The sequence below is a fragment of the Bacillus sp. MBGLi79 genome, from assembly GCF_002953915.1.
Window position 1 is genome coordinate 4,588,152 of the sequence record NZ_CP026521.1, and the last position, 15,341, is coordinate 4,603,492.

Consider the following 15,341-nt stretch of genomic DNA (forward strand, 5'->3'; position numbering starts at 1 on the left):
CATAGGAATACAACTGCTATCATCTTAGAAAAAGACATTCTTGTATATGATCAGTAATATGGTCTGATTGTTTCTACCTAGTAACCGTAAAAAACTAGACTACAAGAAAGTTTGAATAAATTTGAACGAGTTGAAAAGGACAAGTTCTTTTCTGTTTGCTCTTATTTTTCACACTTTCTGCACTTCCAGAATTTGTGAAGGATAAGAGCTTTTTTTGTTTCCATAATAACCCTCATAGGAGTTGCTATCATGTACTTTTTACTAAACCTTGTTGGTCTCATTGTGATTATGGCAGTTGTATTCCTATGTTCTCCGCAGAAAAAGAAAATCAAGTGGCGTCCGATCATGACATTAATTGTTCTGGAATTGCTGATTACTTGGTTTATGCTGGGAACAAAAGTCGGAAGCTGGGCCATCGGTAAAATTGGTGATTTCTTCACTTGGCTGATTGCTTGCGCCAGTGACGGTATCGCGTTTGCCTTTCCGTCAGTGATGGCGAATGAAACAGTAGACTTTTTCTTTAGTGCGCTTCTTCCAATTATCTTTATCGTCACATTCTTTGATATTCTAACATATTTCGGAATTTTGCCTTGGCTGATTGATAAAATCGGATGGGTGATTTCAAAGGCTTCCCGCTTGCCGAAATTAGAAAGCTTTTTCTCTATTCAAATGATGTTCCTGGGAAATACGGAAGCACTTGCGGTCATCCGCCAGCAGCTTACGGTATTAAATAACAACCGCCTTCTCACATTCGGCTTAATGAGCATGAGCAGCATAAGCGGCTCTATTATCGGATCTTACCTGTCAATGGTGCCGGCGACATACGTGTTTACAGCGATTCCTTTAAACTGCTTAAATGCGCTGATTATCGCAAACCTGCTGAACCCTGTTCACGTGCCGGAGGATGAAGATATCATCTATACACCGCCTAAAGAAGAAAAGAAAGACTTTTTCTCTACGATTTCTAACAGTATGCTTGTCGGCATGAACATGGTTATCGTGATCCTGGCCATGGTGATCGGATATGTTGCACTAACGTCAGCAGTAAATGGCATTCTTGGCGTTTTCGTACACGGCCTGACCATTCAGACGATTTTTGCTTATCTGTTCAGTCCGTTCGCATTCCTGCTTGGATTGCCAGTGCATGATGCGATGTATGTTGCTCAGCTGATGGGCATGAAATTGGCAACGAACGAGTTTGTTGCGATGCTTGACTTGAAAAACAATCTCAAATCCCTTCCGCCTCACACCGTTGCGGTGGCGACGACATTCCTGACGTCCTTTGCAAACTTCAGTACGGTCGGCATGATTTACGGCACGTACAACTCGATCCTTGACGGAGAAAAGTCAACGGTCATCGGGAGAAACGTGTGGAAGCTCCTCGTCAGCGGAATTGCGGTATCTTTATTAAGTGCTGCGATTGTCGGCCTGTTTGTGTGGTAGAAACATTGAGCCATATCCCTTTTCGGATATGGCTCTTTTGATTATTGAAAAATAGAGGCTGGAACCTGCACATCCCGAATTCCTGCTACATAAGGCCCCAAGTCATACTGGCCGAAGACGATGGCGATCCCGTTTGCCGTAAAGTAAAACATTGTGTTTTGGTTTAGGGTGATATCCTCTTTCTTTACATCAGGGAAAAACAGCTCATCGTGTTTTTTGATATAACTATACAGATAATCTCTCGTTTTGCTCACTTTTGTTTTGGTGTTCAGAATCTGATTCAGCGTCACGCGCTTTTGTGTGTTCAAGTCATAGTTGAAAGACTGAACAGACGTTAAACCATGGGCGCCGCCTGAATAGATATAATTGAGCGTTTGAATGCTGAGTTTGCCCGCCGCATTGTATTTGACGCTGAAGGATGTTTGATATTCCGTTTTGAAGCCTTGTTGTTCACCTGCTTTTTTGTTTTTCAGGTATTCCTGATACGATTGTTCAATGTAGGCTTTCAGCTCTTGATTGATTTTCTTTTCAAAAGCGGCATTCCCGATGTGATGCACTTGTGGATACTTTAATTCCTTGATTTTTTTGTACGTATAGGTGCTGACAGTCGGTTTTTTCGTTTGAACTGCGTTTAAAGATGGGGCCGCATATGCAAATACGGAAAAAAGCAAGACTGCAATCCCCGCAGCTTTCAGTATGTTTTTCCACTTCATTCGATCTCCTCCTTTGATGTCGCTGTTTATCATTCCCTTATTTAAGCAATTCACACTTTTATAGACTGAATAAGTCGAAAGAAGTTTCTAGGTCTAACAGCATGATTTTTCCCACTAAAAAAGAGACACAGAATGTCTCTTTTTTATCGCCCGGAAATCGCTTCATGAACAGCTTGTGCCAAATCTGTATTTCCGAACATCTCTAATACCGCAATGACAGTCTGGTTCGGAATGTGCTCTGCTTCGTGTTTTGGCACGACCAGATCGTCCATGGTTTTTTTCAAGCTTTCATTCAGCTTTTGCTGCGGATACGCTTTGGCGTACAGCTCCATCGGATCAAGGTCATGGTTCACGCACCATTGGGCAAACACCAAAATCATCATATTTTCGTCGCGTTCGTAAGCTTCAGCGAGCTGTTTTTCGTTCATTTGTCATGCTCCTTATGAAAAGTATCTTCCTTAAAGATACAGGAGCCGATCAAATTCGTCTATCCCAATGGCGATGAGCGGCAACCGCATCAATAAATGTCTTGCTGAATGCGGTGTAGTCAGATTCATCTTTAGCCGTCACGATGCCTGGTCCCTCTGTTGTTCCGACAGAGGATTGAAGAAGGTCAATTCCTTCATTTGCCGCACCGATCGCCTTGTAGTGGTCGTAAGATTCCCTGATAAACGCCATCGCTTGTTTGTTGTCTTTTAACTCCGGCCCTCCTGCGGCATAGACGGCATCATACAGAACCGAGTCAACAGTCAGAAACGTGCCGCCAGCCTCCAGCTGCTGTCCGGTGTCGCTTGTCATATACCCAAGATTTTGACTGATAATATCCACTGTAACTCCTTCATTCTTTAAAGCATCCAGCACTGTTTGCAGCTCTTTTTCGTGAAATCCGTTTCCAGCAAGTACAGCGACTTTTCTTGTTGACGCGGTTTTCACTGTACGGGCTTGGCTTAACGCAGGCGAAGTAAGAATTTCTTTAGATGCTTTACGCTTCGCTGGCGCCGCCACACCTACTCCTTTGGCGATTTCTTGCGCCAAATCTTCATCGACATTGCTGAAGACATCAACGACTTGCCGCTGGACGTCCTTGCTTTTGACCTTCCCGACCTCGAAGCAGAAAGCAGAAATGATGTGCTGCTTCTCCACTGGAGACATGCTGTTCCAGAACAGCTTCGCCTGTGAGTAATAATCGTTGAAGCTGTCGCTTCGCTGGCGGATTTTTTTGCCCTCGACTTTTTCCTGATAGTGGACGTATCCGCCTTCTTCAGCTGTCGCAGGCGACGGATCATTGTTTTGCAGAGAGTTTTTATGATAAGCGACAGGTCCCTTATTGATCGTCATCCGGTGATAGCCGTCATACTGGTTGTTATGGAATGGACATACCGGCCGGTTAATCGGAAGCTCATGGAAGTTCGGGCCGCCAAGACGGATGAGCTGTGTATCTGTATAAGAGAAAAGCCGCCCCTGCAGAAGCGGGTCATTTGTAAAATCGATGCCCGGGACGACATTTCCAGGGTGGAATGCGACCTGTTCTGTTTCCGCAAACACATTATCCTGGTTGCGGTTCAGCGTCATTTTTCCAATGATTTTCACTGGCACGAGCTCTTCCGGCCACAGTTTGGTCGGATCAAGAATATCAAAATCAAACTTAAATTCATCATCTTCATCAATCATCTGCACGCCAAGCTCGTATTCAACCGTGCCGCCGTTTTCAATCGTTTCCCACAGATCGCGGCGGTGGAAATCGGGATCTTTCCCGGCAATTTTTTGCGCTTCATCCCATACGAGAGAATGCACGCCGAGCACCGGTTTCCAATGGAATTTCACGAAACGCGCCTTCCCTTGCTCATTGACAAAACGGAACGTGTGGACGCCGAAGCCTTCCATCATTCTGTAGCTGCGCGGAATGCCTCTGTCTGACATCGTCCACATCACCATGTGAGCCGACTCAGGGTTATTGGCGACAAAATCCCAAAACGTATCGTGAGCAGTCGCAGCCTGAGGCATTTCATTGTGTGGCTCAGGCTTAAATGCGTGAACCAAATCCGGAAATTTGATCGCGTCCTGAATGAAAAACACCGGAATGTTATTACCCACAAGGTCATAATTTCCTTCTTCAGTATAAAACTTTGTCGCAAAGCCTCTGGCATCCCGCACCGTGTCTGCGGAGCCTTTAGAACCCGCAACCGTAGAGAAACGGACAAATACCGGTGTCTTCACTGAAGGGTCCTGAAGAAATTTGGCCCGTGTGTACTCGGTCATTGGCTCGTAAACCTGAAAAAAGCCATGCACGCCATACCCGCGCGCATGCACAACGCGCTCCGGAATCCTCTCATGGTCAAAGTGCGTCATTTTCTCCCGGAAGTGAAAATCCTCCATCAGCGTCGGGCCGCGAACCCCGGCTTTTAACGAATGCTCATCCTCTGACACCCGCAAGCCTTGGTTTGTCGTCATTTTCTTCCCGCTGTTATCGGTCCTGTACTGTTCAAGCTGCTCGTCCTTTGAGTGTTCATTTACACGTTTATTTTGATCATTACTCATGTCTAGTCCCCCTTTTTAAAACGAAACATTCTACAGCACATTTACCCGTGGCGTTCTTGATATAAACTGCCAATCCGCTCAATAGGATTTTAGGTCTACATATCAGGATGAGGTCATACACATTTGAAATAAGCCTTCTTTACAAAAATAAATTATGGAAGCGCTTACGAAAAAAGCTGTTGAATAGGGGAGGTCATATCATGCTTGCCATACTCGGTTTTGTGATGATGATTGTTTTTATGTACCTTATTATGTCTAACCGGCTTTCCGCACTTATTGCTTTGATTGTCGTTCCTGTTGTGTTTGCCCTGATCAGCGGATTTGGCAAAGATCTTGGAGAGATGATGATTCAGGGTGTTACAGACCTCGCTCCTACCGGAATTATGCTGTTATTCGCCATCCTGTATTTCGGCATTATGATCGACTCAGGCCTGTTTGATCCTCTCATTGCCAAAATCTTATCGTTTGTCAAAGGAGACCCGTTAAAAATCGCCGTAGGCACAGCGGTTCTGACCATGACCATTTCGCTGGACGGAGATGGGACAACAACCTATATGATTACGATTGCGGCGATGCTGCCACTGTACAAACGGCTCGGCATGAATCGTTTGGTGTTAGCGGGAATAGCGATGCTCGGTTCGGGGGTTATGAATATTATCCCGTGGGGCGGGCCGACTGCGAGGGTTTTGGCTTCCTTAAAATTGGACACGTCAGAGGTCTTCACGCCCCTGATTCCCGCTATGATCGCCGGCATTCTCTGGGTGATCGCCGTTGCTTATATCCTCGGAAAGAAAGAGCGGAAGCGGCTCGGCGTCATTTCGATTGATCACGCACCGTCTTCCGATCCAGCGGCTACGCCGCTGAAGCGTCCCGCTCTCCAATGGTTTAACCTGCTGCTGACTATCGCTCTGATGGCCGCTCTGATCACCAGCCTGCTGCCGCTCCCTGTTCTTTTTATGACCGCGTTCGCCATCGCCTTGATGATCAACTATCCAAATGTCAAAGAGCAGCAGAAACGAATCTCAGCGCATGCGGGTAACGCGTTAAACGTTGTCTCAATGGTGTTTGCGGCAGGGATATTCACAGGCATTCTCTCCGGCACAAAAATGGTGGATGCCATGGCGCATTCTCTCGTTTCACTCATCCCTGACGCCATGGGCCCGCACCTGCCGTTGATCACTGCGATCGTCAGCATGCCCTTCACCTTTTTCATGTCGAATGACGCCTTTTACTTCGGTGTCCTTCCCATCATCGCCGAAGCTGCTTCCGCTTACGGAATAGACGCCGCTGAAATCGGAAGGGCCTCCTTGCTGGGTCAGCCCGTGCATCTGCTCAGCCCGCTCGTGCCTTCCACCTATCTACTAGTCGGAATGGCAGGCGTCAGCTTTGGCGACCATCAAAAATTCACTATTAAATGGGCCGTGGGGACAACGATTGTGATGACGATTGCGGCGGTTTTGATTGGGATTATTTCGTTTTAATGAGAATAGGATTTCCCCTGGCGGAAATCCTTTTGTTCTGCATAATTTAAAAATCGAAGAGCATACTATGGAAAAATCAAAATAAAAAGGTGATTGCATGAATTTTGCTTGGGAAGCACTCATTTTAATTATATCAGGCATCATATTGCTAAGAATTTCAGGAAGAAAGTCAATCTCTCAGATGACATTAGCACAAACTGTGGTGATGATTTCCATTGGAACGATTATTGTCCAGCCGATTATAGAGACAAGTTTATGGAAAACCCTTGTGGCAGCCGGTATTTTTACTGCGGCTTTAATACTCATGGAATGGTTCCAGGTGAAGGCCAATTGGATGGAAAAGTTCTTAACCGGCAAAGCGAAATTGGTCATTGAAGATGGCAAACTCAATATAGAAAATATGAAAAAACTGCGGCTGACAGTTGACCAGCTTGAAATGCGATTGAGGATTCATGGAATCTCCAGCATAAAGGACATTAAGAATGCAACGATTGAAGCAAACGGCCAAATAGGATATGAATTGCAAGATGACAAGAAACCGCTCACGATGGGTGAATTCAAGAAATTGATGAATATGCCGGCCGCAAACACAGTTAACCAGCCTGAACCAGAAAATCAAGAAAACATTTTTCAAGAAATAAAAAACGGTCATTCTACACCTTCTGGCAAACTAAAATAAGGCTGTTCCTTGTGCAGAAACAGCCCGAGCGAATGACCTTATTGGATATATGAAATGACTGGCAGACTTTCAACACCCGATGCATTGAAAACGCTGAGAAAGTCGATTGCTTTGCCGGTTTTTACATCTACGATTAAAATATGATCTCCGTAGTATTGATCATCTGCATCTAGTCTTCTAGGTGTTTTTTGCCTAATGTATCTGAAAACATTGGATTAATCAGACCGATAAAAAACTGATTTTTATGAATCAAAAGAGGACTGATATAATCTCGATAAGTATTGCCCAGATCAGAAGATTCACGCCAACAACTTCACATTACAATTCATTAGAGCCTGGCTGTATTGAGGCAGCAGACTCTTATCACATTTGACTTTATTTTTTTGTATAGCGCACCCAGTCGTAATGAGCGTATAGCGGATTTACACCATTGTAGGAACCGAGCCATTCATCGACACCCGTGCCATTCCACAGGTTCATCATGATTTTTCCTGGTGTTGTCGGAATTTGGTTTGTTGCAGTATGTTTTAATTGCCCGTCGACATACCATTTAATAGAGTTTGGCTGCCAATCGAATGCATACGTATGATAGGCATTGGCTGCATCAAACCCGAGATCCACAATCTTCTCATGGTTTCCTGCACCATTTGTATAATAGTTAAATTGAACCTTCGTTGTGTCTTTTCCTAAAAATTCGATATCAATCTCATCCCAAGGAGTTCCATCTGTTGGACCTGTGTAAGTGAAGAACGATGAAACGATCCCTGTGTTTTTAGCTGGTTTCATTCTGACTTCATATAGTCCATAGCCATATGTTTGAACAGAACGGTTTTCCCCGCAGTCAAACTTGTTATAAGCTGGGCTTGTTAGCGCTAAACGCATTTCACCCAATGACGTCATTGATACGTTGTTAGCACGCCAAGTGCAGTTGAACATATTTCCATTTGAATAACCATCTGCTTTTTGCCAAAAGCCAGAGTTATAGCCGTTAAAAGGGTCAAAAAACGATCCACCTGTTTGAGCCGAGGCAGTAGAAGTAACTGCAACCAAACTCATAAACAATCCAGTGACAAGAAGCAACAACACTCGTTTCAGATAAGGCATATTGGCATTCCCCTTTCATTGAAAGCGTTTTCTATGTTGATCTTACATGATTCTTTTAAAAGGGAACATCGGTCAAAATAATGATAATAACGAATCTTACTGATTGCTATGATCACCCTCCCTCTTAAAAAATAAAAACCTAAATTACCATTAGCCCAGACATAAATGATCCGCACTCATTGTAATTTAGGTTTTGCCTGCTTTATCAGTAACAATCCTACCATCATCATATTGAAATGTAAGAAAAAACGAACACACGAAAATAAAAATGTCAGCGCTCTCATTATGCTTGTTTGACTATCCTTTCTATGTGAATCGTTAAATACAACAGCTCGTCACTGGTGAGCTTGTGCTCATACTCCCGCTCAATGTAGGTTTGGATTTTCTTCGTGCAGTCATACGCCCGATGATACTTTTCTCTCACTGTCTCCAGCAAAAAATCATCCTGGCTTTCCATATGTGTACCGTTAAAAAGACGCTGTGCGAAAAACTTTAAGTGGGTGACGAACCGATAATAGTGAAGCGATTCTTCGTTGAATTCAATTTTAAAATGGTATTTTACAATACTCAAAATCTCTTGCATGACTTTTGTAATGTTGATGATATTTGGCATCTCTTCATTCAGCTCGGCATTGACAATATGCAGAGCAATAAAGCCTGCTTCATCCTCTGGCAGAGACACGCCAGTCTTGTTTTTTACCATGGCCAACGCTTCTTTGCCAATGGCAAATTCGTCTTTATACAGCCGTTTTGTTTCCCACAGCAAGGCGTTTTTGATATCAAGCCCTTTCTGATTGCGCTGGATGGCAAAGTTAATATGATCGGTCAGCGACACATAGATGCTGTCGTTGAGCTTTTTGCCGAGCTGTAATTTTGCGTAGCTGATAATCTCTTCGGATACTTCCATGCACTCGATCGGTATATCATACAAAAGGGTTTTAAATTTTTCTGATACATCCTTGTTATCGAGCGTAAACACCTTCTCAATGCGGGCTTCATCGACATCATCGCCGGACTTTTTCTGGAACGCGAGCCCCCTGCCCATGACAACCAACTCTTTTCCCTGTTCATTGACAACGCTGATCACATTATTGTTGATCAACTTCGCAATTTTCATGACATGTCCCTCCAATCAACTAAGAACAGGCTACATCTTGATTGTACATTCTTTTTGCACTAGGTCAATATCATCAGGGAAAGGCGGGAACCAGTTAGTACAATTCACTCAGTACCGGCTGTCCGGGCTGTTTTTGAAGCAGCGCCTCCAGGTGGCGTTCAAATAATGCCTTATCCGCTTTCTGTTTTTTGACAATGCTATTTATGATTTTGACGCTTTCAGCGCTGTATTGTGTATATTGTTTTTTCAGCTGATCCAGCTGCTGTCTTGTCGTCTTCGCGTTTTTCGGTGTGACTTGACTGATGAGGTTGATCATACGGCCTGTGATCTCAAAAAAAGCGGCTCTATTTTCTGTCAGCTGCTGAATTTCGCTGCGGATCATCTCTTGATTTCGCGTTTTTTCAAGCAAGGCGATCGCCTCGCTGTTTTGTTTTTTGAGCGATTTGCTTTCAATTTTAATCGATTCAAGGTTCTCTTTCGCAATGTCTGCTTCTTCTTCAGTCATGCTGCTTCGCACGAAGTATTCTGGATTGCCGATTCCATAATCAAATGCTTCGCTCACTATGATCATGGAACTGAACACAATGGCCAGCTGCCTTTCGCTTGCAAGGGCTTGGAAATTCTGCTTTTTCTTACTGCTCATCGGTTTGGCTGCGGTTTGTTTTACTGTCTTTTGATCACAGTCTGCGAACGTCTGAGCCTCACCTTCACTTTCGCATGCGCTCATCACAAGAACTGTGACCAGCAGGCTTATACACAAGCCTATTCGCCTCATGCTCTGTCTCCTCTCTGCTGAAGCCTTCTGGAAAATACCATAAAATATAGTTAAATGGTACCAGATGCACCTAAGCCCAGCAATAAATCAAAAGTATGATTTGAAGCGAAAAAACATAAATATTTTGTAAAAATTGACGTGCATTCCATTCTTTTCAGGCCCATTTCTCGTACAATAGAAGTATCGTTACCGGAGAGGGGCTCTGATGATGAAACGTTTTACGAAACAAGAAAACAGCTGGGTGTTATATGACTGGGCAAATTCGGCTTACTCAATTGTCGTGACCACCGCGGTGTTTCCGTTATTTTATAAATCAGCGGCTGCGGAAAGCGGTGTCAACGCCGCTCAATCGACTGCCTATCTGGGCTATACCATTGCGATTTCAACGTTTATTCTTGCATTGCTCGGGCCGATCTTAGGCACGATCGCCGACTATGAAGGGTGCAAGAAAAAGTTCTTCGGTTTCTTTGTGTCAGCCGGTGTCGCCAGCACCGCGATGCTCGCCTTTATTCCTAGTGAACATTGGCTGCTATTGTTACTGTTTTATACGATATCGGCTATCGGTTTTTCCGGCGCCAATGTGTTTTATGATGCCTTTCTCGTTGACGTCACGCCTGAGAAACGAATGAATCTCGTCTCAGCACGGGGTTTTGGCTTAGGATACATTGGAAGCACGATTCCATTTATCATCAGCATTGCTGTCATCCTGCTCGCTCAAGCAGAAACAATTCCAATGTCTGTATCGGCTGCAAGCCAGCTGTCCTTTTTTATAACGGCTGCTTGGTGGGGGCTGTTCACCATCCCCATGATCAAACATGTCCATCAACGCTATTACATCAAAAGAGAACCTCATATTGTCATCAACAGCTTTAAGCGGCTCGGCCAAACGATGAAACGGATCAGGCAATACCGGGCACTGTTCCTCTTTTTACTCGCTTATTTCTTTTATATCGACGGTGTCGGCACGATTATTACGATGTCGACATCCTATGGATCAGATTTAGGGATCGGTTCCTCAAGCCTTCTGATCATCCTATTTGTCACCCAGGTCGTCGCCGCGCCGTTTTCGATTGTATACGGAAAACTGGCAGAACGCTTCACGGGGAAGACAATGCTGTACGTTGGGATCGTTATTTATATGATTGTCTGCGTGTACGCCTATTTTATGGAGACAACGCTTGATTTCTGGATACTGGCCATGCTTGTCGCTACCTCGCAGGGCGGTATTCAAGCCCTCAGCCGTTCCTATTTCGCCAAGCTTGTGCCAAAGCGCCACGCCAATGAATTCTTCGGTTTTTACAACATTTTCGGGAAATTCGCCTCAATTATGGGACCACTGCTCATTGCCGTGACCGCCCAGCTGACCGGAAAATCCTCGACTGCGGTGTTCAGCCTGATCATTTTGTTTGTGATTGGCATTGTGATTCTTGCCTTTGTTCCTGAGGAGACCAGCGCCGATGTCAGCCAGCAGCAAAATGACCTGCCCCTTTAACTGGGAGCAGGTCATTCATCATTTATTCGCTTTATTCACCTTGAGCTTTTTCCCTTTGACGGTTGTGTTCTTCATCACTTGGAGAACATGAGGGCCTTTCCCATTTAAAATCTCAACGTATGAGGCGTTATCCATAATCGTGATGATGCCGATGTCATCAGCTGACACACCGTCAATTTTTGCAATCGTTCCTACAAAATCAACGGCTCTGATTTTCTTTTTCTTTCCGCCGTTAAAATATAGCTTCATAATGTCTTTATTCAGCTCTTCGCTTTTGTCCTTTTTGCTATCCGGACGGTCATTCAGTTTAGCTAGAAATTCAGGTTTCTTCCTTGCCACTTCCTCTTGAGAAGGAGCCTCCATTTTTTGAATCTCAAATCCGATATATTCTTCAATGTCGGCTAAAAACCGTTTTTCGAAGGCCGTGACAAACGAAATGGCCTTTCCTTTGTTCCCTGCGCGTCCCGTTCGGCCCGTGCGGTGCACGTAGCTTTCCTTTTCAAGCGGCAGATCATAGTTGATGACAAGGGAGATATTTTCAATATCAATCCCGCGCGCAGCGACATCTGTCGCGACTAGGTAACGGTACTCGCCCCGTTTAAATTCATTCATGACGTCGAATCGGTCTTCCTGAATCATTCCGCCGTGAATTTTATCGCATGGATATCCTAAGTCATCCAATTCATCGGTCAGCTGATTGACGTGCTCTTTCGTTCGGCAGAAAATGATGCAGCTATCGGGATTCTCCGTCATCAGCACATCTTTCAGCAATGAAAATTTATTCTCTTCTCTTACTTGAATCACCGCATGTTCAATATTCCTTGTGGTTAGGCCGGCCGCTTTGATTTCGATATGCTCCGGGTTTTGCATATATTGACGGCTCAGCTTCTCGATATCCTGCGGCAGCGTTGCCGAAAACAGCATCGTCGTGCGCTCAGTCGGCAGATGCTTGATAATCGCCTCCACCTGCTCGATGAAGCCCATATTCAGCATCTCATCCGCTTCATCAATGACCAAATAAGAGAGACGATCCAACGGCAGCGTGCCTTTTTCAATATGATCCAGAACACGTCCCGGCGTGCCAACAACAATGTGGCTTTTTTGCTTAAGCTCGGCTTTTTGTTTATCGAAGGAGGACTTTCCAAATACAGCTGTCGCTTTGATTCGTTTAAATCGTCCGATGTTCGTGATATCCTCTTTTACTTGCACCGCAAGCTCACGGGTCGGTGTTAAAATAAGCGCCTGCGGCTTATTTTCATCCCAATCCGCCAGCTCACAGAGAGGAATCCCGAACGAAGCCGTTTTCCCGCTTCCCGTCTGTGATTTGACGACAAGATCCTTTCGTTCAAGGGCAGCCGGGATCACGCTCTGCTGCACCTTGGTCGGTTCTGTATATCCTAGTCCTTCCAGTGCTCGTAAAATGTCATGACTGATTTGATAGTTTTTAAAATGACTCATGTATAAACTCCTGTCTCTTGCAGATGTTCTCATTATACTCTAATTGACAAGGACGTATGTGTTTTGTCGAAAAAATGACGTGTTAAAAGCCATCGATTCCCTGGCGTTTTAGCTCTTGAACAGCCAATCGCGCCAGTGCGTCGGCCCCCGCGCGGTTCGGATGCAGCGTATCTCCGTCCATATAAAGCGCGAGTGTTTTTTCCGGACCGATCGATGTAAAGTATGCCGAGCTGAGGACATTTAAGTCAATAAGGTATGTTTTTTCCTCTTCGGCCAAAGCCAAAATAGAGGCCCTGTACCATCTGTTTACAGACGAATGGATGCCTTCAGAAGTAAAATCGGTCGCCCGGCCCTGAGGCGTTGATAGGATGACGTCCGCTCCTTTCGCTTTCACCTGGCGGATCATATCACGCATCATCTCTTTAAACTCCGCTTCAGATTCATTATGCTTCGGATTTGTGTCATTAATGCCAAGCTGCAAGATAAAATAATCCCCCGGCTTGATGTACTTCAAAATCGCCTCCAACTGCCCGTCATTTCTGAATCCTCTCGCGATCTGTCCGCCAGACGCCATGTTTCTCACTTGAAAGGTGTGTTTATCGATATAGTGAGGCAGCATCTGCCCCCAGCCCGCCTGCTTGCTGCTGTTGAGCGGATAATAATTGCACACCGTCGAATCGCCGCCGACATAAATGGTTCGGTTCGTCACCGACTGATCAGACAATTTCTTTATTTTCAAGGCGCTAAGCGTAAAAGTGGTGCCAGCTTTCCCCTCTGTCACCAGCAGATTCAGCTGCCCGTCGGTGACAGGAATTTGGAACGTATCCTCCGCGCCGTCCCCCGTCATATTGATGACCTGAAACACGCCCTCCGCCGCCACACTGGCCCTTGCCGTATTGCCAAGCATCACCTTCACCTCGTAAAGGCCGTTCGGGAGATCCACTTGAAACGTGTTATTGCTTTTCGTCCCATACGCTAAAAATTGAACCGCATCACTCTTCACACCAGTCCCGGATGCCGCCACATCCTTCATATTCTCCGGTGTTTGAAAACCGTATCCCTTTGACGGGTCATACCGATCAGACGCCCTGACACCAATATAACCAGGCTCCACCGAACCGTTTCCAAAGTCAAACTGATACACCTTCTGCTCCGCTGCCTTTACACTCTCATTCCCGTCAAAACACAGCATCAACATCATCACAAAAACCGCTGCCATCCATTTTTTCATCAAGACTCCCCCTCTATGAAAACGAATACATTAATGCATACTCGGTGATTGTTTCTTTATGATGGCTGAAGGGAGAAAAAAATGGCGTTGAGGAATAAAAATGAGGGGAGAGTCTCAAGAAGGGGAAAATCAGTGTGACTTCTTGTCACACTTGATCACATCCCAACCTCCGCAATAGAAGCTTATTTGGTCTTCTTCGTCATACACATAATAACGGAGTCTTTCCCATTGATCGTCAGTCGGTTCAATCTCCAATTCAACCGAATCGACGGATTCAAGATCATCCAGCCTTGATGCACTAATGTCTTCAAACCGCAAATGGATGTCACAGGTTTGAGCAGATAGTTTTAATTCAAACACAGGAATATGGATATAACGATCATCTTCTTTCATATAGAAAGAAAACTCGTTTAATGTAAATGGACCTGTATCCGCATCAGAAAGATGCTTTTTCAATTTCTCGTATTGTGTGATATTCACATGGTACCCCTTTATCGTTAGGATAGTACGCTGCAAATCTCTTGTCTGACTTGCTCATACAAGAGAATGTGATGATGCAGAGCGATATCGATTTTGATCATATCCGGCGGGACTTCAGGATACAGCTCAAAAAAGCTTTTCTCCAGCGAACGCCGATGATGCCGGGGCATCCTTTTATTCGCCAGCACATAACCCAAACTGCCAGCAACAAGCATAAAAAACTCATATATTTCTGCTTCAAAGCTCTCGCTGTCTTTTTCTCAGTTTTTGAAGCACGTTGATCCTCTCCCTATTCAACTTCCGTCACCTCATATTGCTGGCAATAAAAGCGGAACGTCTGCTCTTCCCATTCTTCCCCAAGATACATGCTGCGATTCAGTGCGGAGAAGGCAATCAGACATATCCGAGAGGTTTCATATCTCGTGAATTGTTGAAAAAATCATTTAAAAGAAAAGTTCAGAATTCGCATATTCCAGACAATATCTGCTCATACTCCATCGAGGTTCCCTTGAAATATTGATTAAGTACATCCTCAATACTCAAATGACCAAATAGCCCAATCGGATTGCTAAAGGTCTTCCCGTGTTTTTCGTCAACTTCTATTAAATCACTCTCTGCCGCTAATGAATCGTCTTGGCTAATGGATAATTGATTTCTTGGCTCGAAATAGCAAACCATTTGGTAGTATCGACCGATTTCTTCATCGTATTGATAGCCTGCGTAGCTATCGTCTATTACTTCATCGCTTACTTCTGTTTTGTCGCGTTTCTCCATGCATTGGTTCCTTTTAAAAATACTAGCCATACAAAATAGTTTGTATGGCTAGTATA

Annotated in this window: 13 protein-coding genes, 2 pseudogenes and 1 riboswitch; of the genes and pseudogenes, 4 read left to right on the forward strand and 11 right to left on the reverse strand. The window is 44.7% G+C overall.

Annotation, left to right across the window (positions count from 1 at the left end):
* The first annotated feature begins 20 nt into the window (after positions 1-20).
* A riboswitch (purine riboswitch) is annotated at positions 21-122 on the forward strand.
* A gap of 127 nt (positions 123-249) precedes the next feature.
* The gene (locus C1T29_RS23400) at positions 250-1,443 is read left to right on the forward strand and encodes a NupC/NupG family nucleoside CNT transporter (RefSeq protein ID WP_014665943.1); all 1,194 of its coding nucleotides are present in this window, start codon (positions 250-252) and stop codon (positions 1,441-1,443) included.
* 41 nt (positions 1,444-1,484) lie between these two features.
* Here C1T29_RS23400 and C1T29_RS23405 read toward each other — a convergent pair whose 3' ends face one another.
* The 3 genes from C1T29_RS23405 to C1T29_RS23415 form a co-directional block, all read right to left on the reverse strand.
* Complete coding sequence (locus tag C1T29_RS23405; RefSeq protein ID WP_095431072.1) at positions 1,485-2,156, reverse strand: DUF3298 and DUF4163 domain-containing protein; 672 nt, start codon at positions 2,154-2,156, stop codon at positions 1,485-1,487.
* A gap of 143 nt (positions 2,157-2,299) precedes the next feature.
* Positions 2,300-2,584, reverse strand: coding sequence for a hypothetical protein (locus tag C1T29_RS23410; protein WP_014665945.1), 285 nt, complete (start codon positions 2,582-2,584; stop codon positions 2,300-2,302).
* Between the two features lie 49 nt (positions 2,585-2,633).
* Complete coding sequence (locus tag C1T29_RS23415) at positions 2,634-4,694, reverse strand: catalase (RefSeq protein WP_103749202.1); 2,061 nt, start codon at positions 4,692-4,694, stop codon at positions 2,634-2,636.
* 200 nt (positions 4,695-4,894) lie between these two features.
* Between C1T29_RS23415 and citH the strand changes: the two genes are divergently transcribed.
* A complete protein-coding gene (citH, locus tag C1T29_RS23420) occupies positions 4,895-6,175 on the forward strand; it encodes a citrate transporter CitH (protein WP_103749201.1) in 1,281 nt (426 codons plus the stop codon).
* 97 nt (positions 6,176-6,272) lie between these two features.
* Positions 6,273-6,854 carry a DUF421 domain-containing protein gene (locus C1T29_RS23425; protein WP_103749200.1) on the forward strand — a complete coding sequence of 194 codons (582 nt, stop codon included), beginning with the start codon at positions 6,273-6,275 and terminating at the stop codon, positions 6,852-6,854.
* Between the two features lie 375 nt (positions 6,855-7,229).
* Here C1T29_RS23425 and bglS read toward each other — a convergent pair whose 3' ends face one another.
* The 3 genes from bglS to C1T29_RS23440 form a co-directional block, all read right to left on the reverse strand.
* Positions 7,230-7,958 (reverse strand): beta-glucanase, encoded by a 729-nt coding sequence (gene bglS / locus C1T29_RS23430; protein WP_103749199.1) that lies wholly within the window; start codon positions 7,956-7,958, stop codon positions 7,230-7,232.
* Between the two features lie 283 nt (positions 7,959-8,241).
* Entirely contained in the window at positions 8,242-9,075 is an 834-nt protein-coding gene (gene licT / locus C1T29_RS23435) for a transcriptional antiterminator LicT (protein WP_103749198.1), read from the reverse strand.
* A 94-nt stretch (positions 9,076-9,169) separates the two neighbouring features.
* Complete coding sequence (locus C1T29_RS23440) at positions 9,170-9,850, reverse strand: hypothetical protein (protein ID WP_095431067.1); 681 nt, start codon at positions 9,848-9,850, stop codon at positions 9,170-9,172.
* Positions 9,851-10,055: 205 nt separating this feature from the next.
* On the opposite strand from C1T29_RS23440, the gene C1T29_RS23445 reads away from it, so the two are divergent.
* A complete protein-coding gene (locus C1T29_RS23445) occupies positions 10,056-11,342 on the forward strand; it encodes an MFS transporter (RefSeq protein ID WP_103749197.1) in 1,287 nt (428 codons plus the stop codon).
* An 18-nt stretch (positions 11,343-11,360) separates the two neighbouring features.
* On the opposite strand, the gene dbpA is transcribed toward C1T29_RS23445, so the two are convergent.
* From dbpA to C1T29_RS24965, 5 genes and pseudogenes are all read right to left on the reverse strand, one after another.
* On the reverse strand, positions 11,361-12,800 hold the full coding sequence (dbpA, locus tag C1T29_RS23450; RefSeq protein ID WP_103749196.1) for an ATP-dependent RNA helicase DbpA: 1,440 nt from the start codon (positions 12,798-12,800) through the stop codon (positions 11,361-11,363).
* 82 nt (positions 12,801-12,882) lie between these two features.
* Positions 12,883-14,031 carry a rhamnogalacturonan acetylesterase gene (locus C1T29_RS23455; protein ID WP_103749195.1) on the reverse strand — a complete coding sequence of 383 codons (1,149 nt, stop codon included), beginning with the start codon at positions 14,029-14,031 and terminating at the stop codon, positions 12,883-12,885.
* 351 nt (positions 14,032-14,382) lie between these two features.
* Positions 14,383-14,511 (reverse strand): annotated as a pseudogene (locus C1T29_RS24960) (hypothetical protein); the annotation flags it as partial.
* Positions 14,512-14,528: 17 nt separating this feature from the next.
* Positions 14,529-14,753 (reverse strand): annotated as a pseudogene (locus C1T29_RS23465) (YxiJ family protein); the annotation flags it as partial.
* A 214-nt stretch (positions 14,754-14,967) separates the two neighbouring features.
* Complete coding sequence (locus C1T29_RS24965) at positions 14,968-15,285, reverse strand: hypothetical protein (protein WP_231516521.1); 318 nt, start codon at positions 15,283-15,285, stop codon at positions 14,968-14,970.
* Positions 15,286-15,341 lie beyond the last annotated feature (56 nt).